The sequence below is a fragment of the Mesorhizobium quangtriensis genome, assembly GCF_040081925.1.
In the GTDB taxonomy this organism is placed as follows: domain Bacteria; phylum Pseudomonadota; class Alphaproteobacteria; order Rhizobiales; family Rhizobiaceae; genus Mesorhizobium_K; species Mesorhizobium_K quangtriensis.
This window is the reverse complement of the sequence record NZ_JBEBMF010000002.1, coordinates 1,262,418-1,286,177: the sequence shown is the minus strand read 5'-3', so window position 1 is coordinate 1,286,177 and position 23,760 is coordinate 1,262,418. Positions and strand designations below refer to the sequence as shown.

General features: G+C 62.9%; 17 protein-coding genes. 7 read left to right on the top strand and 10 right to left on the bottom strand.

All coding sequences use genetic code 11. The features are described from left to right. The first annotated feature begins 1 nt into the window (after position 1). The 7 genes from livM (at position 2) to ABMA32_RS14830 (ending at position 10,104) form a co-directional block, all read left to right on the top strand. Entirely contained in the window at positions 2-1,522 is a 1,521-nt protein-coding gene (gene livM / locus ABMA32_RS14860) for a high-affinity branched-chain amino acid ABC transporter permease LivM (protein ID WP_349014521.1), read from the top strand. Beyond that, positions 1,522-2,793 carry an ATP-binding cassette domain-containing protein gene (locus tag ABMA32_RS14855; protein ID WP_349014520.1) on the top strand — a complete coding sequence of 424 codons (1,272 nt, stop codon included), beginning with the start codon at positions 1,522-1,524 and terminating at the stop codon, positions 2,791-2,793. The genes livM and ABMA32_RS14855 overlap by 1 nt, the downstream gene beginning before the upstream one ends. Continuing rightward, positions 2,793-3,521 carry an ABC transporter ATP-binding protein gene (locus ABMA32_RS14850; RefSeq protein ID WP_349014519.1) on the top strand — a complete coding sequence of 243 codons (729 nt, stop codon included), beginning with the start codon at positions 2,793-2,795 and terminating at the stop codon, positions 3,519-3,521. The genes ABMA32_RS14855 and ABMA32_RS14850 overlap by 1 nt, the downstream gene beginning before the upstream one ends. Positions 3,522-3,536: 15 nt before the next feature. Continuing rightward, positions 3,537-3,890 carry a DUF6867 family protein gene (locus ABMA32_RS14845; protein WP_349014518.1) on the top strand — a complete coding sequence of 118 codons (354 nt, stop codon included), beginning with the start codon at positions 3,537-3,539 and terminating at the stop codon, positions 3,888-3,890. Positions 3,891-4,048: 158 nt separating this feature from the next. Beyond that, positions 4,049-5,164, top strand: coding sequence for a branched-chain amino acid ABC transporter substrate-binding protein (locus ABMA32_RS14840; protein ID WP_349014517.1), 1,116 nt, complete (start codon positions 4,049-4,051; stop codon positions 5,162-5,164). 196 nt (positions 5,165-5,360) lie between these two features. Then, positions 5,361-8,819 carry a pyruvate carboxylase gene (gene pyc / locus ABMA32_RS14835; protein ID WP_349014516.1) on the top strand — a complete coding sequence of 1,153 codons (3,459 nt, stop codon included), beginning with the start codon at positions 5,361-5,363 and terminating at the stop codon, positions 8,817-8,819. A 97-nt stretch (positions 8,820-8,916) separates the two neighbouring features. Then, positions 8,917-10,104, top strand: coding sequence for an MFS transporter (locus tag ABMA32_RS14830; RefSeq protein WP_349014515.1), 1,188 nt, complete (start codon positions 8,917-8,919; stop codon positions 10,102-10,104). 20 nt (positions 10,105-10,124) lie between these two features. Here the strand turns inward: ABMA32_RS14830 and ABMA32_RS14825 are convergent, their stop codons facing one another. The 10 genes from ABMA32_RS14825 to sucD all read right to left on the bottom strand — a co-directional run bounded on the left by ABMA32_RS14825 (position 10,125) and on the right by sucD (position 23,758). Continuing rightward, positions 10,125-10,283: a DUF3309 family protein gene (locus tag ABMA32_RS14825; protein WP_349014514.1), complete on the bottom strand. Its 159-nt coding sequence runs from the start codon at positions 10,281-10,283 to the stop codon at positions 10,125-10,127. 100 nt (positions 10,284-10,383) lie between these two features. After that, a complete protein-coding gene (locus tag ABMA32_RS14820) occupies positions 10,384-13,554 on the bottom strand; it encodes an efflux RND transporter permease subunit (protein WP_349014513.1) in 3,171 nt (1,056 codons plus the stop codon). 26 nt (positions 13,555-13,580) lie between these two features. Continuing rightward, on the bottom strand, positions 13,581-14,714 hold the full coding sequence (locus tag ABMA32_RS14815) for an efflux RND transporter periplasmic adaptor subunit (RefSeq protein WP_349014512.1): 1,134 nt from the start codon (positions 14,712-14,714) through the stop codon (positions 13,581-13,583). Positions 14,715-14,984: 270 nt separating this feature from the next. Next, positions 14,985-16,388 (bottom strand): dihydrolipoyl dehydrogenase, encoded by a 1,404-nt coding sequence (gene lpdA / locus ABMA32_RS14810; RefSeq protein ID WP_349014511.1) that lies wholly within the window; start codon positions 16,386-16,388, stop codon positions 14,985-14,987. A 27-nt stretch (positions 16,389-16,415) separates the two neighbouring features. Beyond that, positions 16,416-17,168, bottom strand: a complete 753-nt coding sequence (locus tag ABMA32_RS14805; protein WP_349014510.1) for a glucose 1-dehydrogenase — start codon at positions 17,166-17,168, stop codon at positions 16,416-16,418. Positions 17,169-17,170: 2 nt separating this feature from the next. Further along, on the bottom strand, positions 17,171-17,575 hold the full coding sequence (locus ABMA32_RS14800; RefSeq protein WP_349014509.1) for an MAPEG family protein: 405 nt from the start codon (positions 17,573-17,575) through the stop codon (positions 17,171-17,173). A gap of 107 nt (positions 17,576-17,682) precedes the next feature. After that, complete coding sequence (locus ABMA32_RS14795) at positions 17,683-18,414, bottom strand: DUF4241 domain-containing protein (RefSeq protein WP_349014508.1); 732 nt, start codon at positions 18,412-18,414, stop codon at positions 17,683-17,685. A gap of 8 nt (positions 18,415-18,422) precedes the next feature. Continuing rightward, positions 18,423-19,715, bottom strand: a complete 1,293-nt coding sequence (gene odhB, locus ABMA32_RS14790; protein WP_349014507.1) for a 2-oxoglutarate dehydrogenase complex dihydrolipoyllysine-residue succinyltransferase — start codon at positions 19,713-19,715, stop codon at positions 18,423-18,425. Positions 19,716-19,757: 42 nt separating this feature from the next. Beyond that, positions 19,758-22,745, bottom strand: a complete 2,988-nt coding sequence (locus ABMA32_RS14785) for a 2-oxoglutarate dehydrogenase E1 component (protein WP_349014506.1) — start codon at positions 22,743-22,745, stop codon at positions 19,758-19,760. A gap of 110 nt (positions 22,746-22,855) precedes the next feature. After that, positions 22,856-23,758: a succinate--CoA ligase subunit alpha gene (gene sucD, locus ABMA32_RS14780; protein ID WP_349014505.1), complete on the bottom strand. Its 903-nt coding sequence runs from the start codon at positions 23,756-23,758 to the stop codon at positions 22,856-22,858. Positions 23,759-23,760 lie beyond the last annotated feature (2 nt).

The following is a 23,760-nucleotide window of genomic DNA, read 5'->3' as shown; positions in this document are numbered from 1 at the left end:
CATGGCTGTCGAAACCGTCTCCGCGGACACCGCGCCCCGTTGGCCGATTCAATCGGCAGTGCGCGAAGCGCTCTATGCGGGCCTGATCTCGTTCGGCCTCTTCGTCCTGTTCATCGGCGTCAAGACCGACCAGAACATGCGCAACGAGTTGATCCTCGTGCCGCGGTTTGGCCTGCTTGCCATCGTCGTCGCGCTGGTGATGATCGGGCGCTTCCTCTACGTCGCGTTCGGCGCGCCCATGCTGGCGCGGGGCGATACTGCGAAGTTGCGCAACAGCATAATCATCGGCCTTGCCGCGATATTCCTCGGCTTCATCGCTTATGCGCGACCTGATCTCAGCGGTCTGGTAGGCCTGTTCACCAACTGGAAGACATGGCTGATCATTGCCATCGTCGCCGTGGCGATTATCATCGACCGTCGCCGGCCATATCTCAAAAAGAACTTCTCGACCGTCGCGATCATCCTGCTCATCCTGTTCCCGATCTTTTCGCTCTTCACCGCCGGCCTGCAGGGCTCGCTGAAATGGGTCGACAATTTCGGCATTCAGATCCTGATCTACGTGATGCTGGCCTGGGGCCTGAACATCGTCGTCGGTCTGGCTGGGCTACTCGACCTCGGTTACGTCGCCTTCTACGCGGTTGGCGCGTACTCCTACGCGCTGCTCGGCACGGAGTTCGGCTGGTCGTTCTGGATCCTGCTGCCGGCCGCCGGCATCATGGCAGCCTTCTGGGGCATCATCCTCGGCTTTCCGGTGCTGCGCCTGCGCGGTGACTATCTCGCCATCGTCACGTTGGCCTTCGGCGAGATCATCCGCCTTGTGCTGATCAACTGGCGCGAGGTGACAAACGGCACGGCCGGCATTTCCGGTATCCCGAAGGTCACCTTCTTCGGTTTCGCCACCTTCAACGTTTCCGACGAGAACTATTTCGGCAAGGTCTTCGACATCGGCACCTCCGGCGTCTACTACAAGATCTTCCTCTACTATCTGATCCTGGCGCTGGCGCTGCTGACCGCTTTCGTGACAATCCGGCTGCGCCGTATGCCGATCGGCCGCGCGTGGGAGGCGCTGCGCGAGGACGAGATCGCCTGCCGCTCGCTCGGCATCAACACCACCAACACCAAGCTCACCGCCTTTGCCATCGGCGCGATGTTCGGCGGTTTCGCCGGATCGTTCTTCGCCGCGCGCCAGGGTTTCGTCAGTCCCGAATCCTTCGTCTTCCTCGAGTCGGCGATCATTCTCGCCATCGTGGTTCTGGGCGGCATGGGTTCGCTGGTCGGCATCGCTGTTGCCGCCGCCGTCATGATCGGCGGCACGGAAATCCTGCGCGAGCTTCAGTTCCTGAAGCAGGTCTTTGGCGAGAGCTTCACGCCTGAGCTCTACCGCATGTTGCTGTTTGGTCTTGCCATGGTCGTGGTCATGCTGTGGAAGCCGCGCGGCTTCGTCGGCAGCCGCGAGCCGACCGCCTACCTACACGAACGCAAGGCGATCGACAGTTCCTTCACCAAGGAAGGGCACGGCTGATGAACGCGCAGACCGCCATGACCGGCCCGATCCTCAAGGTCGAGCATCTTTCCATGAAATTCGGCGGGCTGGTCGCCATCGGCGACCTGTCCTTCGAAGCAAGGCGCGGCGAGATCACCGCACTGATCGGTCCCAACGGCGCCGGCAAGACGACCGTGTTCAACTGCATCACGGGTTTCTACAAGCCGTCCGAGGGCATGATCACGCTGACCACCCGTGGCGGCGACCAGTACCTGCTTGAGCGTCTGCCCGACTTCCAGATACCCGCGAAGGCAAGGGTCGCGCGCACGTTCCAGAATATCCGCCTGTTCTCCGGCATGACTGTCCTAGAGAACCTGCTTGTCGCCCAGCACAACAAGCTGATGGTAGCCTCGGGCTATACCCTCCTTGGCCTGCTCGGCATCGGCAACTATCGCAAGGCGTCGGCGGAATCGATCGATCTGGCGAAGTCCTGGCTGGAGAGGGCCGATCTCATCGATCGCGCCGACGATCCCGCGGGTGACCTGCCTTATGGCGCTCAGCGCCGTCTCGAGATCGCGCGTGCCATGTGCACCGGACCGGAGCTGCTTTGCCTTGACGAGCCCGCCGCGGGCCTCAACCCGCGCGAGTCGCTGGCGCTGAACGACCTGCTGAACGGCATCAAGGCGACTGGGACCTCGATCCTGCTGATCGAGCACGACATGTCGGTCGTGATGAAGATTTCCGACCATGTCGTGGTGCTGGAATATGGCCGCAAGATTTCCGACGGCGATCCGGTTTCGGTGAAGAGCGATCCGCGCGTCATCGCCGCCTACCTCGGCGTCGATGACAGCGAGGTCGATAACGTCCTTTCGGATACGGCCGGCGAACAGGTCATCGAGGAACTGGACGGCGAACCGGACCGGACGCATGGACCCGCCGATTCGGCGTCGATGCTGGCGGGCCCGATTGTCGACACCGTTGGTCATAGCGAGGACGAGGGCGAGGTCGTCAAGGTCGATCCAGGCGCATCAAAGGCGGAGCAATACGAGCACCATCTCGCGCTGTCCAACGCGCTTACCGCGCCCAAAGGCGGCAAGCCTGACAAACTGACCCTCATAAAGGGCATAGGGCCGGTCAACGAAAAGAAGCTGCACGACCACGGCATCTTCCATTTCGACCAGATCGCGACTTGGACGGAAGCCGACGTGAAGGCCGCGGAAGCCTATCTCGACTTTGACGGGCGCATCGCCCGCGAGGACTGGATCGGACAGGCGAAGGCGCTTGCCGCCAAGAGCGGAGGGGCTGAGTGATGGCCGCGCAACCCCTGCTCAAAGTCGAAGGCGTCGAGACTTATTACGGCAACATCCGCGCGTTGAACGGTGTTTCGATCGATGTGGAGGAAGGCGAGATCGTCACCCTGATCGGGGCGAACGGCGCCGGCAAGTCGACGCTGATGATGACGATCTTTGGCACGCCGCGCGCACGCGCCGGTACGATCACCTTTGCCGGCACCGACATCACCAATCTGCCCACGCACGAGATCGCGCGGCTGCGCATCGCGCAATCGCCGGAGGGGCGACGCATTTTCCCGCGCATGACGGTGATGGAAAACCTGCAGATGGGCGCGGGGCTCGACAAGCTCAAATATTTCGACGAGGACGTCGAGAAAGTCTTCAGCCTGTTCCCGCGCCTCAAGGAGCGCATCGCCCAGCGTGGCGGTACGCTGTCGGGAGGCGAGCAGCAGATGCTGTCGATCGCGCGTGCGCTGATGGCGCGGCCGAAACTGTTGCTCCTTGACGAGCCGTCGCTCGGGCTGGCGCCGCTGATCGTGAAGCAGATTTTCGATGCCGTGAAGGAGCTGAACCGGACGCAGGGCCTGACGGTGTTCCTTGTCGAGCAAAACGCGTTCGGTGCCCTGAAGCTGGCCCACAGGGGCTACGTCATGGTCAACGGCAACGTCACCATGAGCGGCAGTGGCCAGGAACTGCTCGCCAATCCCGAGGTGCGCGCCGCGTATCTCGAGGGCGGTGGGCATTGAAGGCGGAGACGTAGCATGCACGGCATCCTCTACGAAGAAGAGTCGGTCTGGCAGTTCCTGTTCATCACCTGCATGCTTGGCGGCTGGGCTGCATGGATGACAGGCCGCGCCTGCGCGCAGACATGGCGTCCGGTGTCCAGCCTCGTCGTCTTCCTGCTCCTGCTCGGCATTGCCGTGCGCTTCATTCACCACGCGCTGTTCGACGGGACCATGTTCGCGCCGCAGTTCTACGTCGTCGACACGATCATCCTAATGGCGTTCGGCATCATCGGCTTCAGATACACGCGGACCAACCAGATGGTCACGCAATACCACTGGCTCTACGAGCGCGCCTCGCTGCTGAGTTGGAAGGCGAAGGCCGCATCCTGAGCGCGTCGCTCCGGGAAACGGTTTTGCGCGAAACGGCGCACGATGCGTCTGAAACGGCGTGACAAGCGCCGGAAAATGAGCAAACTAGCTTTTCTGCGATAGGGTGGGCATCGCATGAAAGTTTCTTTCTCGCCCACTCGGTTTAACGGGAGTCATCAATGAAGAAATCACTGTTGTCCGCAGTTGCACTGTCGGCCATGGTTGTATTCAGCGGCAGCGCGTGGGCGGAAGTGCTGATCGGCGTCGCCGGTCCGATCACCGGCGCGAACGCTGCTTTCGGAGCACAGCTCCAGCGCGGCGCCGAACAGGCCGCCGCCGACATCAACGCCGCTGGCGGCATCAATGGCGAGCAGATCAAGGTCGTCATCGGTGACGACGCTGCCGATCCGAAGCAGGCCATTTCGGTCGCCAACAAGTTTGTCGCCGACGGCGTCAAGTTTGTGGTCGGCCACTTCAACTCGGGCGCTTCGATCCCGGCTTCGGAAGTCTATGTCGAAAACGGCATCATGCAGATCTCGCCGGCTTCGACCAACCCGGTCTTCACCGACCGCGGCCTGTGGAACACGTTCCGCACCTGCGGCCGTGACGACCAGCAGGGTGCGGTTGCCGGCGCCTACATCGCAGAGAACTTCAAGGACGCCAAGGTCGCGATCATCCACGACAAGACTCCTTACGGCCAGGGCCTCGCTGACGAGACCAAGAAGGCTCTCAACGCCGCTGGCGTGACGGAAGTCATCTATGAAGGCGTGAACGTCGGCGACAAGGACTTCTCGGCGCTGATCGCCAAGATGAAGGACGCCGGCACGACCCTGATCTATTGGGGTGGCCTGCACACCGAAGCCGGCCTGATCATCCGCCAGTCGGCTGACCAGGGCCTGAAGGCTCCGCTGTTCTCGGGCGACGGCATCGTCTCCGACGAACTGGCCGCGATCGCAGGCGACGCGGTGATCGGCACGCTGAACACCTTCGCTCCGGACCCACGCCTGAACCCGGCGGCAAAGGACCTCGTCGAGAAGTTCCGCGCTGCCGGCTTCGAGCCGGAAGCCTATACTCTCTACGCCTACGCTGCGGTGCAGGTGATCGCGGAAGCCGCCAAGAAGGCCGGCGACCTCGACCCGCAGAAGGTCGCGGAAGCCGCCAAGTCGGGTGGTCCTTTCGCGACGGCGCTTGGTGAACTCTCCTTCGACAGCAAGGGCGACATCACCAAGGCCGACTACGTGGTCTATGAGTGGAAGAAGGGCGACGACGGCAAGATCAGCTACTTCATGCGCTGATCTTTCCGGGCCTACCGGATTGACGAAGCCCGGCGGGAAACCGCCGGGCTTTTTCTTTGTCTCAAACTCACGTTTCCGGATAGAGGCCTGGTCAGTAAAGAGGTGCCTCAGCGCAGATGCTTAATTTGTTTGCACTGCAGCATTTTCCCGGTAAACATTCGTCGTTTACGTCCCTTTGGCCCTTCGGAGCGTGTTCGTGCCAATTACCAAGATACTCGTTGCCAACCGTTCCGAAATCGCCATCCGGGTCTTTCGCGCCGCGAACGAACTCGGGTTGAAGACGGTCGCGATCTGGGCCGAGGAAGACAAATATTCGCTTCACCGCTTCAAGGCGGACGAGAGCTATCAGGTCGGACGCGGCCCGCACCTCGACAAGGACATGGGGCCGATCGAGAGCTACCTTTCCATCGAGGAAGTACTACGGGTTGCAAAGCTGTCAGGCGCCGACGCCATCCATCCCGGTTATGGCCTGCTGTCGGAAAGCCCGGAGTTCGCCGACGCCTGCTCGGCGGCCGGCATCACCTTCATCGGTCCCAAGCCGGAGACGATGCGCCGGCTCGGCAACAAGGTCGCGGCGCGCAACCTCGCCATCGAAGTTGGCGTGCCTGTCATCCCCGCGACGGACCCGCTGCCCGACGACATGGAAGCGGTGAAGAAGCTGGCAGCCGAGGTCGGCTATCCCGTCATGCTCAAGGCGTCCTGGGGCGGCGGCGGTCGCGGCATGCGGGCCATTCGCAACGAGGCGGACCTCGTGCGCGAGGTGACCGAAGGCAAACGGGAGGCGAAGGCGGCCTTCGGCAAGGACGAGGTTTACCTCGAAAAGCTGATCGAGCGCGCGCGCCATGTCGAGGTGCAGGTCCTCGGCGACACGCACGGCAACGCGGTTCATCTCTTCGAGCGCGACTGCTCGATCCAGCGCCGTAACCAGAAGGTCGTGGAACGTGCGCCCGCGCCCTATCTGAGCCAGGAGTTGCGCGACGAACTCTGCGGCTATGCGCTGAAACTCGCCAAGGACACGGCCTATATAGGTGCTGGAACGGTCGAGTTCCTGCAGGACGCCGACACCGGCAAGTTCTACTTCATCGAGGTCAACCCGCGCATCCAGGTCGAGCACACGGTCACCGAGCAGGTGACGGGTATCGATATCGTCAAGGCGCAGATTCATATCCTCGACGGCTTCGCGATAGGAACGCCCGAATCCGGGGTTCCCGCGCAGGCGGACATCAAGCTCAACGGCCACGCTCTGCAGTGCCGCATCACAACCGAGGATCCCGAGCAGAACTTCATTCCGGATTACGGCCGCATCACCGCCTATCGCGGCGCGACGGGCTTCGGCATCCGGCTCGACGGCGGCACCGCCTATTCGGGCGCGGTCATCACGCGCTTCTACGATCCGCTGTTGGAGAAGGTGACCGCCTGGGCGCCGACCCCACAGGAGGCGATCGCGCGCATGAACCGCGCGCTCCGCGAATTCCGCATCCGCGGCGTCGCGACCAACCTCACCTTCCTGGAAGCGATCATCAACCACCCCTCGTTCAGGGATAATTCCTACACGACGCGCTTCATCGACTCGACGCCCGAACTCTTCGCGCAGGTGAAGCGGCAGGATCGCGCTACCAAGCTGCTCAACTATCTGGCGGACGTCAGCGTGAACGGCCACCCGGAAACCAGGGGCCGGCCCTCGCCAAACCCGGATGCGGCAGAGCCGGTCGTGCCCTATCTCAATGGCGCGATACCGGCGGGCTCCAAGCAGCGCTTCGATGAGCTTGGTCCCAAGAAATTCGCCGCTTGGATGCGCGCGGAAAAGCAGGTGCTCGTCACCGACACCACGATGCGCGACGGCCACCAGTCGCTGCTCGCAACACGCATGCGCACCTATGACATCGCCCGCATCGCAGGCGTCTACGCGCGTTCGCTGCCGCAGCTTCTGTCGCTCGAATGCTGGGGCGGCGCGACGTTCGACGTCTCGATGCGCTTCCTGACGGAAGACCCGTGGGAGCGTCTGTCGCTGGTGCGCGAGGCCGCGCCCAACCTGTTGCTGCAGATGTTGCTGAGGGGCGCCAACGGCGTCGGCTACACCAACTATCCCGACAATGTCGTCCAGCATTTCGTCAAGCAGGCGGCTGCGGGCGGCATCGACCTTTTCCGTGTGTTCGACTGCCTGAATTGGGTGGAGAACATGCGCGTCGCCATGGACGCCGTCGTCGCTGAGGGAAAGCTCTGTGAGGCGGCAATGTGCTACACCGGCGACCTGCTCGATCCCGAGCGCGCCAAGTACGATCTCAAATACTATGTCGGCCTTGCCAAGGAACTGGAGAAGGCAGGCGCGCACATTATCGCGGTGAAGGACATGGCGGGCCTGCTGAAGCCGGCAGCAGCGCGCGTGCTGTTCAAGGCGCTGCGCGAGGAAACCGATCTGCCCATCCACTTCCACACGCACGACACCTCCGGTCTGTCGGCTGCGACCGTGCTGGCGGCAGTGGAGTCCGGCGTTGACGCAGTCGATGCCGCGATGGACTCCTTCTCGGGCAACACGTCGCAGCCGTGCCTGGGGTCGCTGGTCGAGGCGCTGAAGGGCAGCGAGCGCGATCCCGCTCTCGACTCCAGCGCGATCCGCAAGATTTCGTTCTACTGGGAAGCCGTGCGCAACCAGTATGCCGCCTTCGAGAGCGACCTGAAAGGGCCTGCCTCGGAAGTCTATCTGCACGAGATGCCGGGCGGGCAGTTTACCAACCTGAAGGAGCAGGCGCGTTCGCTGGGGTTGGAGACGCGCTGGCACGAGGTGGCGCAGGCTTATCACGACGTCAACCTGATGTTCGGCGACATCGTCAAGGTGACGCCGTCCTCCAAGGTCGTGGGCGACATGGCCCTGATGATGGTGAGCCAGGATCTGACCGTCGCCGATGTCGAGAACCCGGCGAAGGACATTGCCTTCCCGGACTCGGTGGTGTCGATGCTGCGCGGTGATCTCGGCCAATCCCCCGGCGGCTGGCCCGGCGCCTTGCAGAAGAAGGCACTGAAGGGGGCCGAGCCAATCACCGTGCGGCCAGGATCGCTGCTCAAGCCCGCGGACCTCGCGGCCAGCCGCAAGGAGGTCGAGGAAAAACTCGGCCGTCCGCTTTCCGAATACGAATTCGCCTCCTGGCTCATGTATCCGAAGGTCTTTTCGGACTTCGCCGCCGCGCAGGACAACTATGGTCCGGTCAGCGTGCTGCCGACCCCGACCTATTTCTATGGCATGAAGACGGAAGACGAGATCTTCGTCGATATCGAGAAAGGCAAGACGCTGGTGGTGCGCTGCCTCGCGTTTGGCGATACCGACGACAAGGGCATGGTGACGGTCTTCTTCGAGATCAACGGCCAGCCGCGCCGCGTCAAGGTGCCGAACCGCACCGCCGGCGCCTCGGCGGGCGCTGCCCGGCGCAAGGCGGAAGCCGGAGACGAGAGCCATGTCGGCGCACCGATGCCGGGCGTAGTCTCCACCCTTGCCGTGTCGGCCGGGCAGTCCGTCAAGGCGGGCGACGTCCTTCTCTCCATCGAGGCGATGAAGATGGAGACTGCGCTGCATGCAGAGCGAGACGGCACCGTGGTCGAGGTTCTGGTGAAAGCCGGCGACCAGATCGACGCGAAAGACCTTCTGGTGGTCCTGACATAACTTCTGAAGGAAGCTTGGCCCACAAGCTTTCTTCCCTCATCCGATTGACACGCGGGCGAACCGATTTAATGCAGGGCGTTTCCGGAGGATACCGCCCATGGACGCAAGCAATGCAGCCGCCGTCGCAGTTCGCGGCCGCTGGGCTGTTGCGGCCATCTTCTTCATGAACGGGTTTGTCATGGGCGGATGGGCGCCGCAGATTCCGGTCCTTCTCACGCGACTGGCCATCACCGAATTCACGCTCGGTCTTCTCCTGCTCCTGTTCGGGGCAGGCGCAGTCAGCGCAATGATCGGCGCCGGTCACCTGATCCCGAAGTACGGGTCGAGGATTGTCACGATCTGCTTCGCCATCTCGTGCTGCTTCGGCCTACTGCTGGTCGCGCTGGCACCCGGCGTAGCGACCGCAGCTGTGGCCATGTATGTCTTTGGCGGCACGTTCGGAGCCACAGATGTGTCCATGAACGCCAATGCCGTTACCGTCGAGAAAAAACTCGGCCGGCCAATCATGTCCTCCTCGCATGGGTTCTGGAGCCTTGGAGGTTTCGTCGGCGGCAGCACCGGGGGTCTCATGATCCTGTATTGGGGTCATCTGTGGCACGCGGTGGTGGTGACCGCTATAGCGCTGGCAATCACCGTCGTGGCAATGCGGCATCTGGTGGCTGACGTGCCGCTGGCGCAGGAGCACAGGAAATTCACCCTGCCGCGCGCACCCGCCGTCTACATCGTCGGCATCATGGCGTTGCTCTGCATGAATTCGGAAGGCGCGGTGCTGGATTGGGGCGCACTCTATCTGAAGCAGGAACTGGGCAGCGACATTGCGACGGCAGGACTTGCCTTCGGCGTCTTTGCTGGGGCCATGGCGATCATGCGCTTCCTGGGCGACGTCGTCCGAGGCCGGCTCGGAGCGGTGACGACATTCCGGATTTCCTGCCTTGTGGGAGCAACTGGGATACTGGTGGCGGGACTTTCACCATGGCCATGGCTGGCGATCGCAGCGTTCGGCGTGTCGGGGCTGGGCCTCGCCAACACCGTTCCTATCCTTTTCTCCGCAGCCGGCAACCAGCCTGACACCAGCCCGGGGGCTGGTGTCAGCGTTGTCACGACGATGGGCTATTCGGGAATTTTGGTCGCTCCGTCCCTGATCGGCTTTGTTGGTGAGCGTACCGGCTTTTCGCCGATCTTCATCGCAATAGCTTTCCCTCTTTTCGCGGTGTTCCTCGCCTCGAATATCACCCGCACCGCCGATTTTTCGCCAGTCGAAAGCGATCCCATACTGCCGATCTGAACGCTGGCAAGCCGTCCTGCCTAAATCCTTCCCATCAGCAGCAGGATCAGCAGGACGACGAGGATGACGCCGACAATGCCTGACGGCCCGTAGCCCCACGACCGGGAATGCGGCCAAGCGGGAATGGCGCCCAGCAGGATCAGAATGAGGATGATTATGAGGATGGTCGTCAGAGTCATGGTCGTCCCTCGCAGGTCGTTGCTTCGACGACACAATGCGCAAGGACGCCGGCTTGTTCCTTCGCCGCGAACTCTTCGATATTAACCGTTTGGACGTTGCTTATTCCGCTGCCGCCTTTGGCAGGGCGGCCGTCGCCTCGTTGGCGGCCGTTGGCGCAGCTGTGACAGGTGGCTTCCTGCCAAGGAGCCGTCGAAGCCAGCCGCGACGTGCACTCTTCCTCGGCGCGTCGCGTGTGAAGACCATCAGCATTGACGGCGTCACGATCAGCGTAAGGACCGTTGCAAAGGACAGGCCGAACACGATCGCGGATGACAGCGCGATCCACCATTGCGTCGAGGGCGCGTTGATCGTGGTTTCGTGGTGGAACAGTTCGAGGCCGAGGCCGAAGGCGATGGGCAGAACGCCGAGGATCGCGGCAAGGGCCGTCAGCACGACGGGACGCGCGCGCTCCCGGCATGTCTGCAGGACCGCGTCTTGCCGGTTCCAGCCTTCCTCGCGGAGGCGGTCGTAGGTGTCGATCAGCACGATGTTGTTGTTGACCACCACCCCGGCGAGCGCGATGACGCCGATGCCCGACATGACGATGACAAAGGCCTGCCCCGTCAGCATCATGCCGAGCAATGCCCCGATGGTGGCCATGACGACGCACGAGAGCACCAGCCAGACGCTGGTGAACTTGTTGAACTGCGCCAGCAGCACTAGGAAGATCAGGAAGATCGCCGCGCCGAAGGCGTTGGTAAGGAACGCGCCGGCCTCCTCGCTGTCCTGGTTGGAGCCGGCCAGCTTCCAGCCGATGCCGCTCTGATCCAGTCCCATGCCGGCAACCAGTTGGCTGACCTCGCCCTGCACCGCCGCCACCTGATAGCCGGTCGCGACATTCGCCTGGATGGTGATGGTGCGCTTGCCGTCGATGCGATTAAGGATGCCGACCGTCCTCTCCGGCTTGCGCGAAACGAAATTCGAAATCGGCACCGAGCCCTGGCTCGTTTCGATGCGCAGCTGGTCTAGGGCGCCAAGAGTACGACGGTCTTCCGGCAGGCGCAGCCTGATATCCACCGCGTCATCAGCCCCAGCGGGACGATAGTCGGTGAGCTTGAGGCCGGTGGTGACAAGCTGCACGACAGTGCCTACAGCGATTGGGCTGACGCCGAACTGCGCAGCCTTGGCGCGATCAATCTCAAGCGACCAATCGATACCTGGCGGTGGCAGTCCGTCGGAAATGTCGATAACGCCCGGCACCTTGGCGACCGCCGCCGCGACTTCGGCTGCCTTTTCGTTCAGGCTTGTTGGATCCACGGCCGAAAGCTGGATCTGGATCGGCTTGCCGGTCGGTGGCCCCGCATCGGGCACGCGCACCTCCACGTCGACACCGGGTATCCCCGCCATGGCAATGCGAAGCTCGTCGAGGATCTCGTGCGCGGACTTGCGCTCGCGCCAGTCGATGAATTCGTACTGGATCACGCCGACGACATCCTCGGGAATTTCCGCGCCGCCACCCCGCGCCTTGCCGGAGCGCGTGTAGACCGACTTGATGCCCGGCCAGTTCAGGATGCGGTTCTCGGCCTCGCGTGTCGCGGCGTCCATCTCGGCGAGCGAGAGGTTGCCCCGCGCATGCACGTACAGCAGGCCGTAGTCCGGCTCGACTTGCGGGAAGAACTCCACACCAGCGCCGAATCTTGAATATGCCACGGGCACGGCCACCAGAAGCGCCAGGGTCAGCACCAACACGGTCTTGGGATAGGCGACCGCGCGCTTGACGATCGCCATGTAGAGCCCGTCGCGGTTCTCGCCTTCTTCGTGGATCGGCGCCTTGGCGAACATGGCGCCCAGCGTCGGCGCGAAGATCAGCGCATAGGCCATGGAGGCCGCCAGCGTGACGATCAGCGTGATCGGCAGGTACTTCATGAAGTCGCCGACGATGCCCGGCCAGAAGAGCAGCGGTGAGAAGGCCGCGATGCGGGTCATGGTCGCCGCGATCACCGGTCCTGCCATGCGCTTGGCGGCAAGCTCGAAGGCTTGCTCTTTCGGCATGCCTTCCGACATGCGCCGTTCCGCGAATTCGGTGACGATGATCGCGTCGTCGACGAGCATGCCGACAGCCAGGATGAGGCTGAAAAGCACGATCATGTTGATCGTATAGCCCATCAGCGCCAGCGCCAGAATGCCCATCAGGAACGATGCCGGGATCGCCAGCCCGATCAGCAGCGATGCGCGCCCGGAGAGCGCGTAGAGGATGACGATGAAGACCAGGATGACGGCGATCATCACATGGTTCTGCAGGTCGTTCAGCAGCGTGTTGACGAAGACCGACTTGTCCTGCGTGTAGGTGACTTCCATGCCTTCCGGCGCTTGCGCCAGAAAAGCATCGGCCACGGCCTTCGCGCCGTCGATCGTCTCGACGATGTTTGCGCCGATGCGCTTCTTGACCTCGATCGCAATGGCCGGCTTGCCGTCAAGACGGGTGATCGTCTCGGCATCCTTGAAGGTAGAGCGAACGGTGGCGAGGTCCTGCACGCGCACGATTGCATCCGGTCCGGCGACGACAGGCAGTCGTGCAATGTCCTCGGGCGTCTCGATGAGGGCCGGGACACGGACGGCGTATTTGCCTTCTGAGCCTTCTATCGCGCCCGCCGCGACGAGGCTGTTCGACGCGCCGATGCCCTGGATCAACTGGTCGAGTTGCAGGCCGTACGACGACAGCTTCACCGGATCGATGATCGCCTCGACCTGTTCGTCGCGCGAGCCCTGGATCGTGCCTTCCAGGACGCCGGGCACTTCCTCGATGCGGTCGCGCAATTCCTTGGCGGCGGCTGTCAACGTGCGTTCGGGAATGTTACCCGAGAGCGTCACGACAAGGACCGGGAATTCCGATAGGTTGACCTCGTTAACGGTTGGCTCCTCGACGCCAGACGGTAGGTCGCGCTTGGCGTCCTGCACCTTGTTGCGTGTGTCGATCAAGGCGTCGGAGAGGTCGGTCGACGGGTCGAACTCGACCAGGACATAGCCGCCGCCTTCATAGGCGGCCGACTTCATCTCCTTGAGACCCTTCAGGTTCTTGAGCTGCGATTCCACAGGTCGCAGCAGAAGCCGCTCGGAGTCCTCCGGCGAAATGCCCTGATAGACCAGGCTGACATACATGATCGGAATGGCGACGTCGGGCTCCGCCTCCTTCGGCACCGCGCGATAGGCGAGCGCACCTGCGATGACGAGGAATATGAGCACGGACAGCGTCAGCCGCGCATTGTTGATCGCAATCTTGACGATATCCATTGCGGCTGACGTTTCCTGCCTTGTAATCAGGTACCGTTACCGGCCTGGCCGATGAGCTTCTGGATTGTCGCGGCATCGGCCTCGACGGGCACCACCTCGTCGCCGTCATTAACGAGATCCTGCCCTGCGACGATGACCCGGACTCCTGCAGGGATACCACCAAGGACAAGGCCTGTCGGCGTGTCGTCGACGAGGTCGATCGGGTAGAAGACCACCTTGTTGTCGTCGCCGACGGCGCGGATACCGAGATCACCGCCCGAACTCAATGTCACAACCGACCGGGGCAGCACGACGGAATCCGTCGGCGCAGCGCGCAAGGTGATTTCCGCCGTCATGCCTGCCGGCAGCGACTTGTCCGGGTTAGGGATCGACACCTCGATGGGGAAGGTGCGGGTCGCCGACGTCGCGTCCCGGCTGATGTACGTTACGGTGCCTTTCACCGACGTCCCGTCGACTAGAACGATGTCCGCCGCGCTGCCGAGGCTGACATATTTCAGGTCGCGCTCGCTGACCTGGCCGATCGCCAGAAGCGGATCGAGATTGATAAGCGTCGCGACCTCTGCACCGGCGAGGATGGCACTACCGCGTTGCACAGGCAGCTTGTCGATAACGCCGTTGTAAGGTGCGTAGATGCTGTACTGCGCGAGCTCCGCTTTCGCGCTCTCGAGCTGCGCACTGGCGGTGGCCAGCGCGGCGCGCGCCTGGTCTGCCTGAAGCTTGGGGGCGTTGCCGCCGCCGACAAGCCGCTCGGCCGCGTCGGCCTCAGCCTGGCGTTGCGTGACGACGCTTTCGGCCATGCGCACGGCCGCTTCCTTGTCTTCGGCATTCAGATGCATGACAAGGTCGCCGCGCTCGACCCGCTGGCCCTGCCTGACCGGCAGCTTCTCGATGACGCCCATCACGCGGGTCGCAAGCGTGACGCGCTTCTCCGCGTCCGTGCGGCCGGAAATGCGGATGGCCCGCTGGTGCTCGACACGCGGCGGCGCGATGACTGCCACGGTTCGCAATGGAACTTCCACCTGATCGCTGGCCTCCGCCGGAGTGGGCGGCGCCTCGTTCTGAGCGCTGCCCACGGAGGAGAATTCTCCCGTCGCCACCCAGGCGCTGACACCGATCAGAACCGCGATCGCGGCCAGTTTGTGGAACCTGAACTTCGCCATGCTCACTTGTCCGATTGCGCGACGCCAATATAGCCGCGTCTGTCCGGATATGGGCCCGAGCCACTTGGAGATCAAACAGACAAGCCGTCCCATCGCCGGGCTTACGCTGGGGCGGGCGAACCCTTACATCAGTTTTGCAGTGCAAAACAGTCACAAAAAATGATGCGCCGATCAGTCCTGACAGGACTCTTGTCAGGAATTGACTGCAGGCGCGTGGGAAGTCCGCGACAGCCTTCAGGCGGCTTTCCGGGCTTACGTTAGGTCAGGAACTCAGATGTGGATCGGCTTGAAGAAGGTGGCCAGCGCAGCTTCCTTGACCGCTTCCGACATCGTCGGGTGCGGGTGGCAGGTCCGCGCCAGATCTTCCGAAGAGCCGCCGAATTCCATGAGCACCGACGCTTCCTGGATCAGTTCGCCCGCGCCGAAGCCGATGATGTGCGCGCCGAGCACGCGGTCGGTTGCCTTGTCGGCGAGGATCTTCACAAAGCCATCAGTGTGCAGCGTCGCCCGCGCTCTTGCATTGGCCGAGAACGGGAACTTGCCGACCTTGTAGTCGATGCCAGCCTTCTTGAGTTCCTCTTCGGTCTTGCCGACCGAGGCGATCTCGGGGCTGGTGTAAACGACGCTCGGGATCACGTCATAGTTGACGTGGCCGGCCTGCCCAGCGAGGATTTCCGCGACGGCGACGCCTTCGTCCTCTGCCTTGTGCGCCAGCATCGGCCCGGCAATCACGTCGCCGATGGCATAGATGCCTGCGACATTGGTCTGGAAATGGCCGTCGGTCTTGACGCGGCCGCGTTCGTCGAGCGCCACGCCTGCCTCGGCCAGCCCCAGCTTGTCGGTATACGCCTTGCGTCCGGTGGCGATCAGCACCACGTCGGCGTCGATGGTCTCGGCATTACCGCCCTTGACCGGCTCGAAGGTGACGGCCGCACCCTTCTTCGCCTTCTTCACGCCAGTGACTTTTGAGCCTAGCTTGAACTCGAAGCCCTGCTTGGCGAGCAGGCGCTGGAACTGCTTGGCGACCTCGCCGTCCATGCCGCCGAGAATGGTGTCGAGATACTCGACCACGGTGACCTTGGCGCCGAGCCGAGCCCAGACCGAACCCAGTTCCAGTCCGATCACGCCGCCGCCGACCACGACGAGATGCTCGGGCACCTTGGCGAACGACAGCGCGCCGGTGGACGATACGATGACCTTCTCGTCGATCGCGACTTCGACGCCGGGAATGCCTGATACATCCGAACCCGTTGCGATGATGATGCTCTTCGTCGCGACTTCCTCGGTCTTGCCGTCTTCCCCGGTGACGGAGACGAGGCCAGCGCCGAGCACCCTGCCGGTGCCCTTCAGCCAGTCGATCTTGTTCTTCTTGAACAGGAAGGCGACGCCGTTGACGTTGGATGACACCGTCGTGTCCTTGTGCGCCATCATCTTCTTGAGATTCAGCTTAGGCGTCACTTCGACGCCGAGCGTGTCGAAGGAGTGGTTGGCCTCGGCGAACACTTCCGAGGCGTGAAGCAGAGCCTTGGAGGGGATGCAGCCGATGTTGAGGCAGGTTCCGCCCAGCGTGGCGTTCTTCTCGACCACGGCGACCTTGAGGCCGAGCTGAGCCGCCTTGATGGCGCAGACATATCCGCCCGGTCCCGAACCGATGACGATGAGATCATAAGCCATTTTTCGAAACCTCGTTTCGTAGCCGCCTCAGCGGCCACCGCTGACATTTAGGATGCTGCCGGTGACATAGGAAGCATCGTCGGAAAGGAGATACAGGACCGCGCGGGCTACCTCGTCGGGCTGGCCCGCGCGCTGCATCGGCAGGAGTGAAGTCATATCGCGGGGCCAGTCGGGTTCGCCCCGCGAGGCGTGGATGTCCGTCTCGATAATGCCCGGCCTGACGCCATTGACCCTGATGCCCTCGGCTGCGACTTCCAGCGCCAGACCGTAGGTGAAGGTGTCGACTGCTCCCTTGGAAGCGGCGTAGTCGACGTAGAGCGACGGACTGCCAAGCTGGGCCGCCATTGACGAGATGTTGACGATGACGCCGCCTTTGCCGCCATGCCGTGTCGACATGCGCCGGACAGCTTCACGCGTGCAGAGCATCGTTCCCACCGTGTTTACGGCCACCATGCGCTGAAGCCGCGCGGCGTCCATTTCGTCCAGCCGCGACCTGCGACCAACGACGCCAGCGTTGTTGACCAGCGCATCCAGCCGGCCGAAGCGTTCCTCGACCGTCGCGAACATCGCCAGGATGTCTTTTTCCTCGCCGATGTCGGCGCGGATGGCGAAAGCCTCGCCGTCGCCTGCCTCGATTTCGCGCACCACCGCGGCAGCCGCCTCGGTGTCAGAGACGAAATTGACGGCGACGCGGTATCCGGCCTTGGCGGCAAGTCGCGCAATCGACGCGCCGATGCCGCGCGAACCGCCGGTAACGAGGAGAACCTTTCGTTCGGACATGCTCAGAACAACAGCCTTATCAGCATGAGTACGAGACCGGCCGTGGAAACCAGCCAGACCAATGTGCGCAGCAGCGGGATGCCCGCCGCGTAAACCGCCACGAAAACCACGCGTGCGACGAGCCAGATGACCGCACCGGTCGCGGCGATGCCGCCAGTCTTGCCTGTGACCACCAGCGCCACCACGATGGCGATAAAGGCAGGATAGGTCTCCAGCAGGTTTCGCAGAGCGCGCTTGAGGCGACCGGCGAGAACGTTTCTCGACACGCGCTTTTCGTCGCGCGGGCCGAGCAGGTATTTCGGGCCGAGGTCATAGCTCGACGTAGCCTGCAGACAGACCTGCACGATAAGGAGCACTGCGCTCCAGCCGAGAATCCAGATTTCGGTAGATGCCGCGGCGGTTTCCATGTCCTCACTCTCTTGGCGCGAAGCGCGCGTCACAGTTGCAGGCGAATGTCACTTCATGCCTCCGACGGCACACTGCACGCGCAACAACCCCAACCCTCACACCAGGTCTACTGTAGATTCTTTCGAAACCGCGCTTCCAGCAGATAGAAGCTCACCACCAGTGCCGCCGGCTCTCCGTTCGAGGCGAGCCCCCAATAGATTGGATAGCCTCCGTCGCCGATGCCGGTGCCGATGAACAACAAATTGTCTGGTCCATCGCCAACACGATAGTCTTGAGCAACTAGATCGTATTGCTCATTCATCTCTCCGAGTTGATCGCCCTCATCGCCGATCTCGCCGGCCTCAATGCGCCGCTTGACGATATTTCTGAGGTTATCGATACTGCTCAAATCGCCCAATCCGATGGTACCCGCATCCACATAAATCAGATGCGTGGGCTCATCTGGAGCGTACTTGAGCGAGCTAGCAAAGCTTGCGGCTGTCCACTCGACGGGTTGTGCTCCTTCGAACGTCACAACGAACATTGCATTGCACTCGCCCCACTTCCCGGCTTCGCAGGTAAGAATGTAAGCATCATGAGCGCCGTTAGGCACGGTAAGGTCGAGCGGGTCAGACCACTGTTCCATCGGCCAAAGAGGGTCGAACACAGCCAGTCGGCCGCTGGTTACGACAAGCTGGCCAGTATCTTTCCTAGTTAGCGCGAGCAGTTCTGTATCGGGCCGCTCCAATGTCCTTAGAGCAAATCGGTCAGCGGCCGTCAGGCGATACTGATCGCCCGTGCGCGAAAAACCTGGGTGATTCTCTGCATTGTATCGCTCGAACTCGTCGCGGTCGTCCATCGGTCCGCCTAAAGGTCCAGCACCAGCCGCTCGGGATCCTCGAGGCTTTCCTTGACGCGCACAAGGAAAGTCACGGCTTCCTTGCCGTCGACGATGCGGTGGTCGTAGGACAGGGCGAGATACATCATCGGGCGGACGACGATCTGGCCGCCGACCACGACCGGACGGTCCTGTATCTTGTGCATGCCGAGAATGCCCGACTGCGGCGCGTTCAGGATTGGCGTCGACATCAGCGAACCGTAGACGCCGCCATTGGAGATGGTGAAGGTGCCGCCCTGCATGTCGGCAACGGACAGCTTGCCGTCGCGAGCCGCCAGTCCAAGCCTGCCGATCTCCTTCTCGATCTCGGCAATCGACATCTGGTCGGCGTCGCGCACCACCGGCACGACGAGGCCCTTGTCGGTGCCGACGGCCACGCCGATGTGGGCGTAGTTCTTGTAGATGATGTCGGTTCCGTCGATCTCTGCGTTGACCGCCGGAATCTCCTTCAGCGCATGCGTCACCGCCTTGGTGAAGAAGCCCATGAAGCCGAGCTTCACGCCGTGCTTCTTTTCGAATACGTCCTTGTACTTCGCGCGCAGGTCCATGATGCCCTTCATGTCCACCTCGTTGAAGGTGGTGAGCATGGCGGCTGTCGACTGGGCTTCCTTCAGGCGGCGCGCGATGGTCTGGCGCAGCTTGGTCATGCGCACACGCTCTTCGCGCACGGCGTCGCCCTCGGATGAAGCAGGACGTGGCGCAGCGGGCGCTTCGGCAATCCTCGGCGTCTCGACCGGCTGGGAAGCAGCGCCCTTGGCGATCGCTTCCAGCACGTCGCCCTTCAGCACCTGGCCCCGCTTGCCGGAACCGGCGACCTGGCCGGCCGACAGGTTGTTTTCCGCGAACAGCTTGGCGGCGGCGGGCGCGGGCGGCATCTTGCGTTCCTCGATCGGTCCCTCGCCGGCAATGGCCGCTGTCTTCTTCGCGGCTTCCTTCACGGTGTCGCCACCGGAGGAGCCGGCTGCCTGCGCCACAGCTTCGGGCTTTGCCTCAGTCTTCGCCGCAGGCTTTGCGGCTGCCGCGCCGCCTGCGCCGATCTGGCCGAGCAGGGCGCCGAGGCCGACCGTGTCGCCTTCATTCGCCGCGATCTCGGAGAGCGTTCCGGCGACCGGCGAGGGCACCTCGATGGTCACCTTGTCCGTTTCCAGTTCGACGATCGGCTCATCTGCGGCGATCGTGTCGCCGACCTTCTTGAACCACTTGCCGACAGTCGCCTCGGTGACGGATTCGCCGAGAGTGGGAACGCGGATTTCGGTAGCCATCGTTTCGGTCCTGCCTGTCCGTTTGCCAGTTGCCGTCTTCAGTTATTCGCCCAACGCGTCTTCCAGGAACGCCGCAAGCTGGGCCAGATGTTTCGACATCAGGCCCGTCGCAGGCGACGCGGCCGCCGGGCGACCGGTGTAACGCACGCGCTGGTGCTTGGCGTCGATATGGGCGAGCACCCATTCCAGATAGGGGTCGATGAACGACCACGCGCCCATGTTCTTGGGCTCTTCCTGGCACCACACCATCTCGGCGTTACGGAACCGCGACAGTTCCGTAATCAGCGCCTTTGCCGGGAAAGGATAGAGCTGCTCGACGCGGAGCAGGTAGATGTCGTTGATGCCGCGCTTTTCGCGTTCCTCGTAAAGGTCGTAGTAGACCTTGCCCGAGCAGATGACGACGCGACGAATCTTCGAATCCTTGACCAGCTTGATCGACTGACCGCTGAGGAATTGTGCGTCGTCCCACAGCAGCCGGTGGAAGGTGGACTCGCCCGACATCTCGGCCAGCGTCGAGACAGCGCGCTTGTGGCGCAGCAGCGACTTCGGCGTCATCAGGATCAGTGGCTTGCGGAAGTCGCGCTTCAGCTGCCGGCGCAGGATATGGAAGTAGTTGGCCGGCGTCGTGCAGTAGGCCACCTGCATGTTGTCTTCGGCGCAAAGCTGCAGGAAACGCTCCAGGCGTGCCGAGGAATGCTCGGGCCCCTGTCCCTCATAGCCGTGCGGCAGCAGGCAGACGAGGCCCGACATGCGCAGCCACTTGCGTTCGCCCGACGAGATGAACTGGTCGAACACCACCTGCGCACCGTTGGCAAAGTCGCCGAACTGCGCCTCCCACAGCGTCAGCGCATTGGGCTGCGCCAGCGAGTAGCCGTATTCGAAGCCCAGCACTGCCTCTTCCGAGAGCATCGAGTTGATGACCTCATAGCCAGCCTGCGCCGCCGACAGATTGTTGAGCGGAATATAGCGTGCCTCGTGGCGCTGGTCGTAGAGGACCGAGTGGCGCTGCGAGAAGGTGCCGCGCTCCGAGTCCTGACCCGACAGCCGGATAGGGTTGCCGTCCAGCACGATCGAGCCAAAGGCAAGCGCCTCCGCCGTCGACCAGTCAAGACCTTCGCCGGTCTCGATCATGGTCCGGCGCGTCTCGAGGAAACGCGCGATGGTGCGATGGACCTCGAAGTCCTTCGGCACCTCGGTCAGCTTCTTGCCGATTTCCTTCAGCGTCTTGACCGGCACGGCCGTCTTGCCCCGGCGCAACTCGTCCTCGTTGTCGGCAGCACGCAGTCCCGACCACGCGCCGTCGAGCCAGTCAGCCTTGTTGGGCTTGTAGGCCTGCCCGATCTCCCATTCGGTTTCGAGACGCGCGCGCCAGTCGGCACGCATCTTGTCGATATCTTCCTGCGTGAGCAGGCCTTCGGCGATCAGCCGTTCGGCATAGATGGACGCCGTGGTCTTGTGGCTGCGGATGTTGCTGTACATCAGCGGCTGCGTGAAGGCCGGTTCGTCGCCCTCATTGTGGCCGAAGCGGCGGTAGCAGAACATGTCCACCACGACCGGCTTGTGGAACTTCATGCGGAATTCGGTCGCGACCTTGGCCGCGTAGACCACGGCCTCGGGATCGTCGCCATTCACGTGGAAGATCGGCGCCTCGATCATCTTGGCGACGTCCGACGGGTATGGCGATGAGCGCGAGAAGCGCGGATTCGTCGTGAAGCCGATCTGGTTGTTGATGATGAAATGCACGGTTCCGGCGACGCGGTGGCCACGCAGGCCCGACAGGCCGAGAATTTCCGCGATGACGCCCTGTCCCGCAAAAGCCGCGTCGCCATGCAACAGCAGCGGCATCACCTTGGCGCGTTCCTCGAGCGGCACGATCTCCTCCCGGGTCCGCCCGTAGAGCTGGTCCTGCTTGGCGCGCGCCTTGCCCATGACGACGGGATCGACGATCTCGAGGTGCGATGGGTTGGCGGTTAGCGACAGATGCACCTTGTTGCCGTCGAATTCGCGGTCCGAGGAAGCGCCGAGATGGTATTTCACGTCACCGGAGCCCTCGACATCATCAGGCGCGTAGGAACCACCCTTGAACTCGTGGAACACGGCGCGGTGCGGCTTGCCCATGACGTTGGTCAGCACGTTGAGGCGCCCGCGATGGGCCATGCCGAGCACGACTTCCTTGAGGCCGAGCGCGCCGCCGCGCTTGAGGATCTGTTCCAGCGCCGGAATGAGCGACTCGCCGCCGTCGAGGCCGAAGCGCTTGGTGCCCTTGTACTTCACGTCGATGAACTGCTCGAAGCCCTCGGCCTCGATCAGCTTGGCGAGAATCGCCTTCTTGCCTTCGGCCGTGAACTTGATCTCCTTGTCGGAGCCTTCGATGCGCGCCTGGATCCAGCCCTTCTCCTCGGGATCGGAGATGTGCATGAACTCGACGCCCAGCGTCGAGCAATAGGTCCGCGTCAGGATGTCGAGCATCTCGCGGATCGTCGCGTATTCGAGCCCGAGCACGCCGTCGATGAAGATCCGCCGATCGTAGTCCGCTTCGGTGAAGCCGTAGGACGTGGGCGACAGTTCGTTATAGTCCTCAAGCGGCTTGGCGATGCCGAGCGGGTCGAGGTTGGCGTGCAGGTGACCGCGCATGCGGAAGGCGCGGATCATCATGATCGCGCGCACCGAGTCGCGCGTCGCCTGCAGGACATCGGTCTCGGAAGCCGCCACGCCATTGGCAGCGGCCTTTTCCTTGACCTTCTTTTCGATGACCTTCTCGACAAGGCCCCAGTTGCCGTCGAGGGCGGAAACCAGTTCGCCGTTTGCCTGCAGAGGCCACGATGGCTGCGACCATGATGCGCCCTTGGCGTTCTTGCGAACGTCGATGGCGTCATCCTTCAGCGCGCCGAAGAAATCCTGCCACTGCGGATCGACGGACTGCGGATCGCTTTCCCACGCAGCCTGAAGCTGCTCCAGATAGTCGGCGTTGCCGCCGTAGAGGAACGATGTAAGCGAAAATTCGTCGTTGGCCTGATCTTGTCGTGCCATCTTTGCCTCTCGGAGCGCCGCGCTCCGTCTCCTTTGAGGGGAGTGAATGGTGACTATGGGAGTAGCGATATTCGTGCCCTACGAACCTACTCCCCTGATCCCATACTCCCTTAACCCTTGATCGCCTCGACCAGCGTCTTGCCGAGACGTGCCGGCGAGGGGGACACGCGGATGCCCGCAGCCTCCATCGCCGCGATCTTGTCTTCCGCGCCACCCTTGCCGCCCGAGATGACCGCGCCGGCGTGGCCCATCGTCCTGCCGGGAGGGGCGGTGCGACCCGCGATGAAGCCTGCCATCGGCTTGCTTCGACCTTTCTTCGCCTCGTCGATCAGGAACTGCGCCGCGTCTTCCTCGGCCGAGCCGCCAATCTCGCCGATCATGATGATCGACTTGGTCTCGTCGTCGGCCAGGAACATCTCGAGCATGTCGATGAACTCAGTGCCTTTGACGGGGTCGCCGCCGATGCCGACGGCAGTCGTCTGGCCGAGCCCTTCATTGGTGGTCTGGAACACTGCCTCATAGGTAAGCGTTCCCGAGCGCGAGACAACACCCACCGAGCCCTTGCGGAAGATGTTGCCGGGCATGATGCCGATCTTGCACTCATCAGGCGTCACGATGCCGGGGCAGTTCGGCCCGATCAGGCGCGACTTCGACTTGTCGAGCTTCGCCTTCACCTTGACCATGTCCATAACCGGGATGCCCTCGGTGATGCAGACAATGAGTGGGATCTCGGCCTCGATCGCCTCGATGATTGCAGCGCCGGCGCCCGCCGGCGGAACATAGATCACGGACGCGTCCGCGCCGGTCTTCTGCTTGCCCTCGGCCACCGTCGCGAAGATAGGCAGCATCTCGCCCTTGGAGCCTGTCCAGGTCTCGCCGCCCTTCGACGGGTGGATGCCGCCCACCATCTTCGTGCCGTGGTAGGCCAGCGCCTGCTCGGTGTGGAAGGTGCCCGTCTTGCCGGTCAGGCCCTGCACGAGGACCTTCGTGTTCTTGTTGATCAGGATGGACATGG

What these genes read in the sequence shown, in the direction of transcription:
- livM (WP_349014521.1), top strand. Translation starts at nt 2, where the DNA reads ATGGCTGTCGAAACCGTCTCCGCGGACACCGCGCCCCGTTGGCCGATT.
- ABMA32_RS14855 (WP_349014520.1), top strand. Translation starts at nt 1,522, where the DNA reads ATGAACGCGCAGACCGCCATGACCGGCCCGATCCTCAAGGTCGAGCAT.
- ABMA32_RS14850 (WP_349014519.1), top strand. Translation starts at nt 2,793, where the DNA reads ATGGCCGCGCAACCCCTGCTCAAAGTCGAAGGCGTCGAGACTTATTAC.
- ABMA32_RS14845 (WP_349014518.1), top strand. Translation starts at nt 3,537, where the DNA reads ATGCACGGCATCCTCTACGAAGAAGAGTCGGTCTGGCAGTTCCTGTTC.
- ABMA32_RS14840 (WP_349014517.1), top strand. Translation starts at nt 4,049, where the DNA reads ATGAAGAAATCACTGTTGTCCGCAGTTGCACTGTCGGCCATGGTTGTA.
- ABMA32_RS14830 (WP_349014515.1), top strand. Translation starts at nt 8,917, where the DNA reads ATGGACGCAAGCAATGCAGCCGCCGTCGCAGTTCGCGGCCGCTGGGCT.
- ABMA32_RS14825 (WP_349014514.1), bottom strand. Translation starts at nt 10,283, where the DNA reads ATGACTCTGACGACCATCCTCATAATCATCCTCATTCTGATCCTGCTG.
- ABMA32_RS14820 (WP_349014513.1), bottom strand. Translation starts at nt 13,554, where the DNA reads ATGGATATCGTCAAGATTGCGATCAACAATGCGCGGCTGACGCTGTCC.
- ABMA32_RS14815 (WP_349014512.1), bottom strand. Translation starts at nt 14,714, where the DNA reads ATGGCGAAGTTCAGGTTCCACAAACTGGCCGCGATCGCGGTTCTGATC.
- lpdA (WP_349014511.1), bottom strand. Translation starts at nt 16,388, where the DNA reads ATGGCTTATGATCTCATCGTCATCGGTTCGGGACCGGGCGGATATGTC.
- ABMA32_RS14805 (WP_349014510.1), bottom strand. Translation starts at nt 17,168, where the DNA reads ATGTCCGAACGAAAGGTTCTCCTCGTTACCGGCGGTTCGCGCGGCATC.
- ABMA32_RS14800 (WP_349014509.1), bottom strand. Translation starts at nt 17,575, where the DNA reads ATGGAAACCGCCGCGGCATCTACCGAAATCTGGATTCTCGGCTGGAGC.
- ABMA32_RS14795 (WP_349014508.1), bottom strand. Translation starts at nt 18,414, where the DNA reads ATGGACGACCGCGACGAGTTCGAGCGATACAATGCAGAGAATCACCCA.
- odhB (WP_349014507.1), bottom strand. Translation starts at nt 19,715, where the DNA reads ATGGCTACCGAAATCCGCGTTCCCACTCTCGGCGAATCCGTCACCGAG.
- ABMA32_RS14785 (WP_349014506.1), bottom strand. Translation starts at nt 22,745, where the DNA reads ATGGCACGACAAGATCAGGCCAACGACGAATTTTCGCTTACATCGTTC.
- sucD (WP_349014505.1), bottom strand. Translation starts at nt 23,758, where the DNA reads ATGTCCATCCTGATCAACAAGAACACGAAGGTCCTCGTGCAGGGCCTG.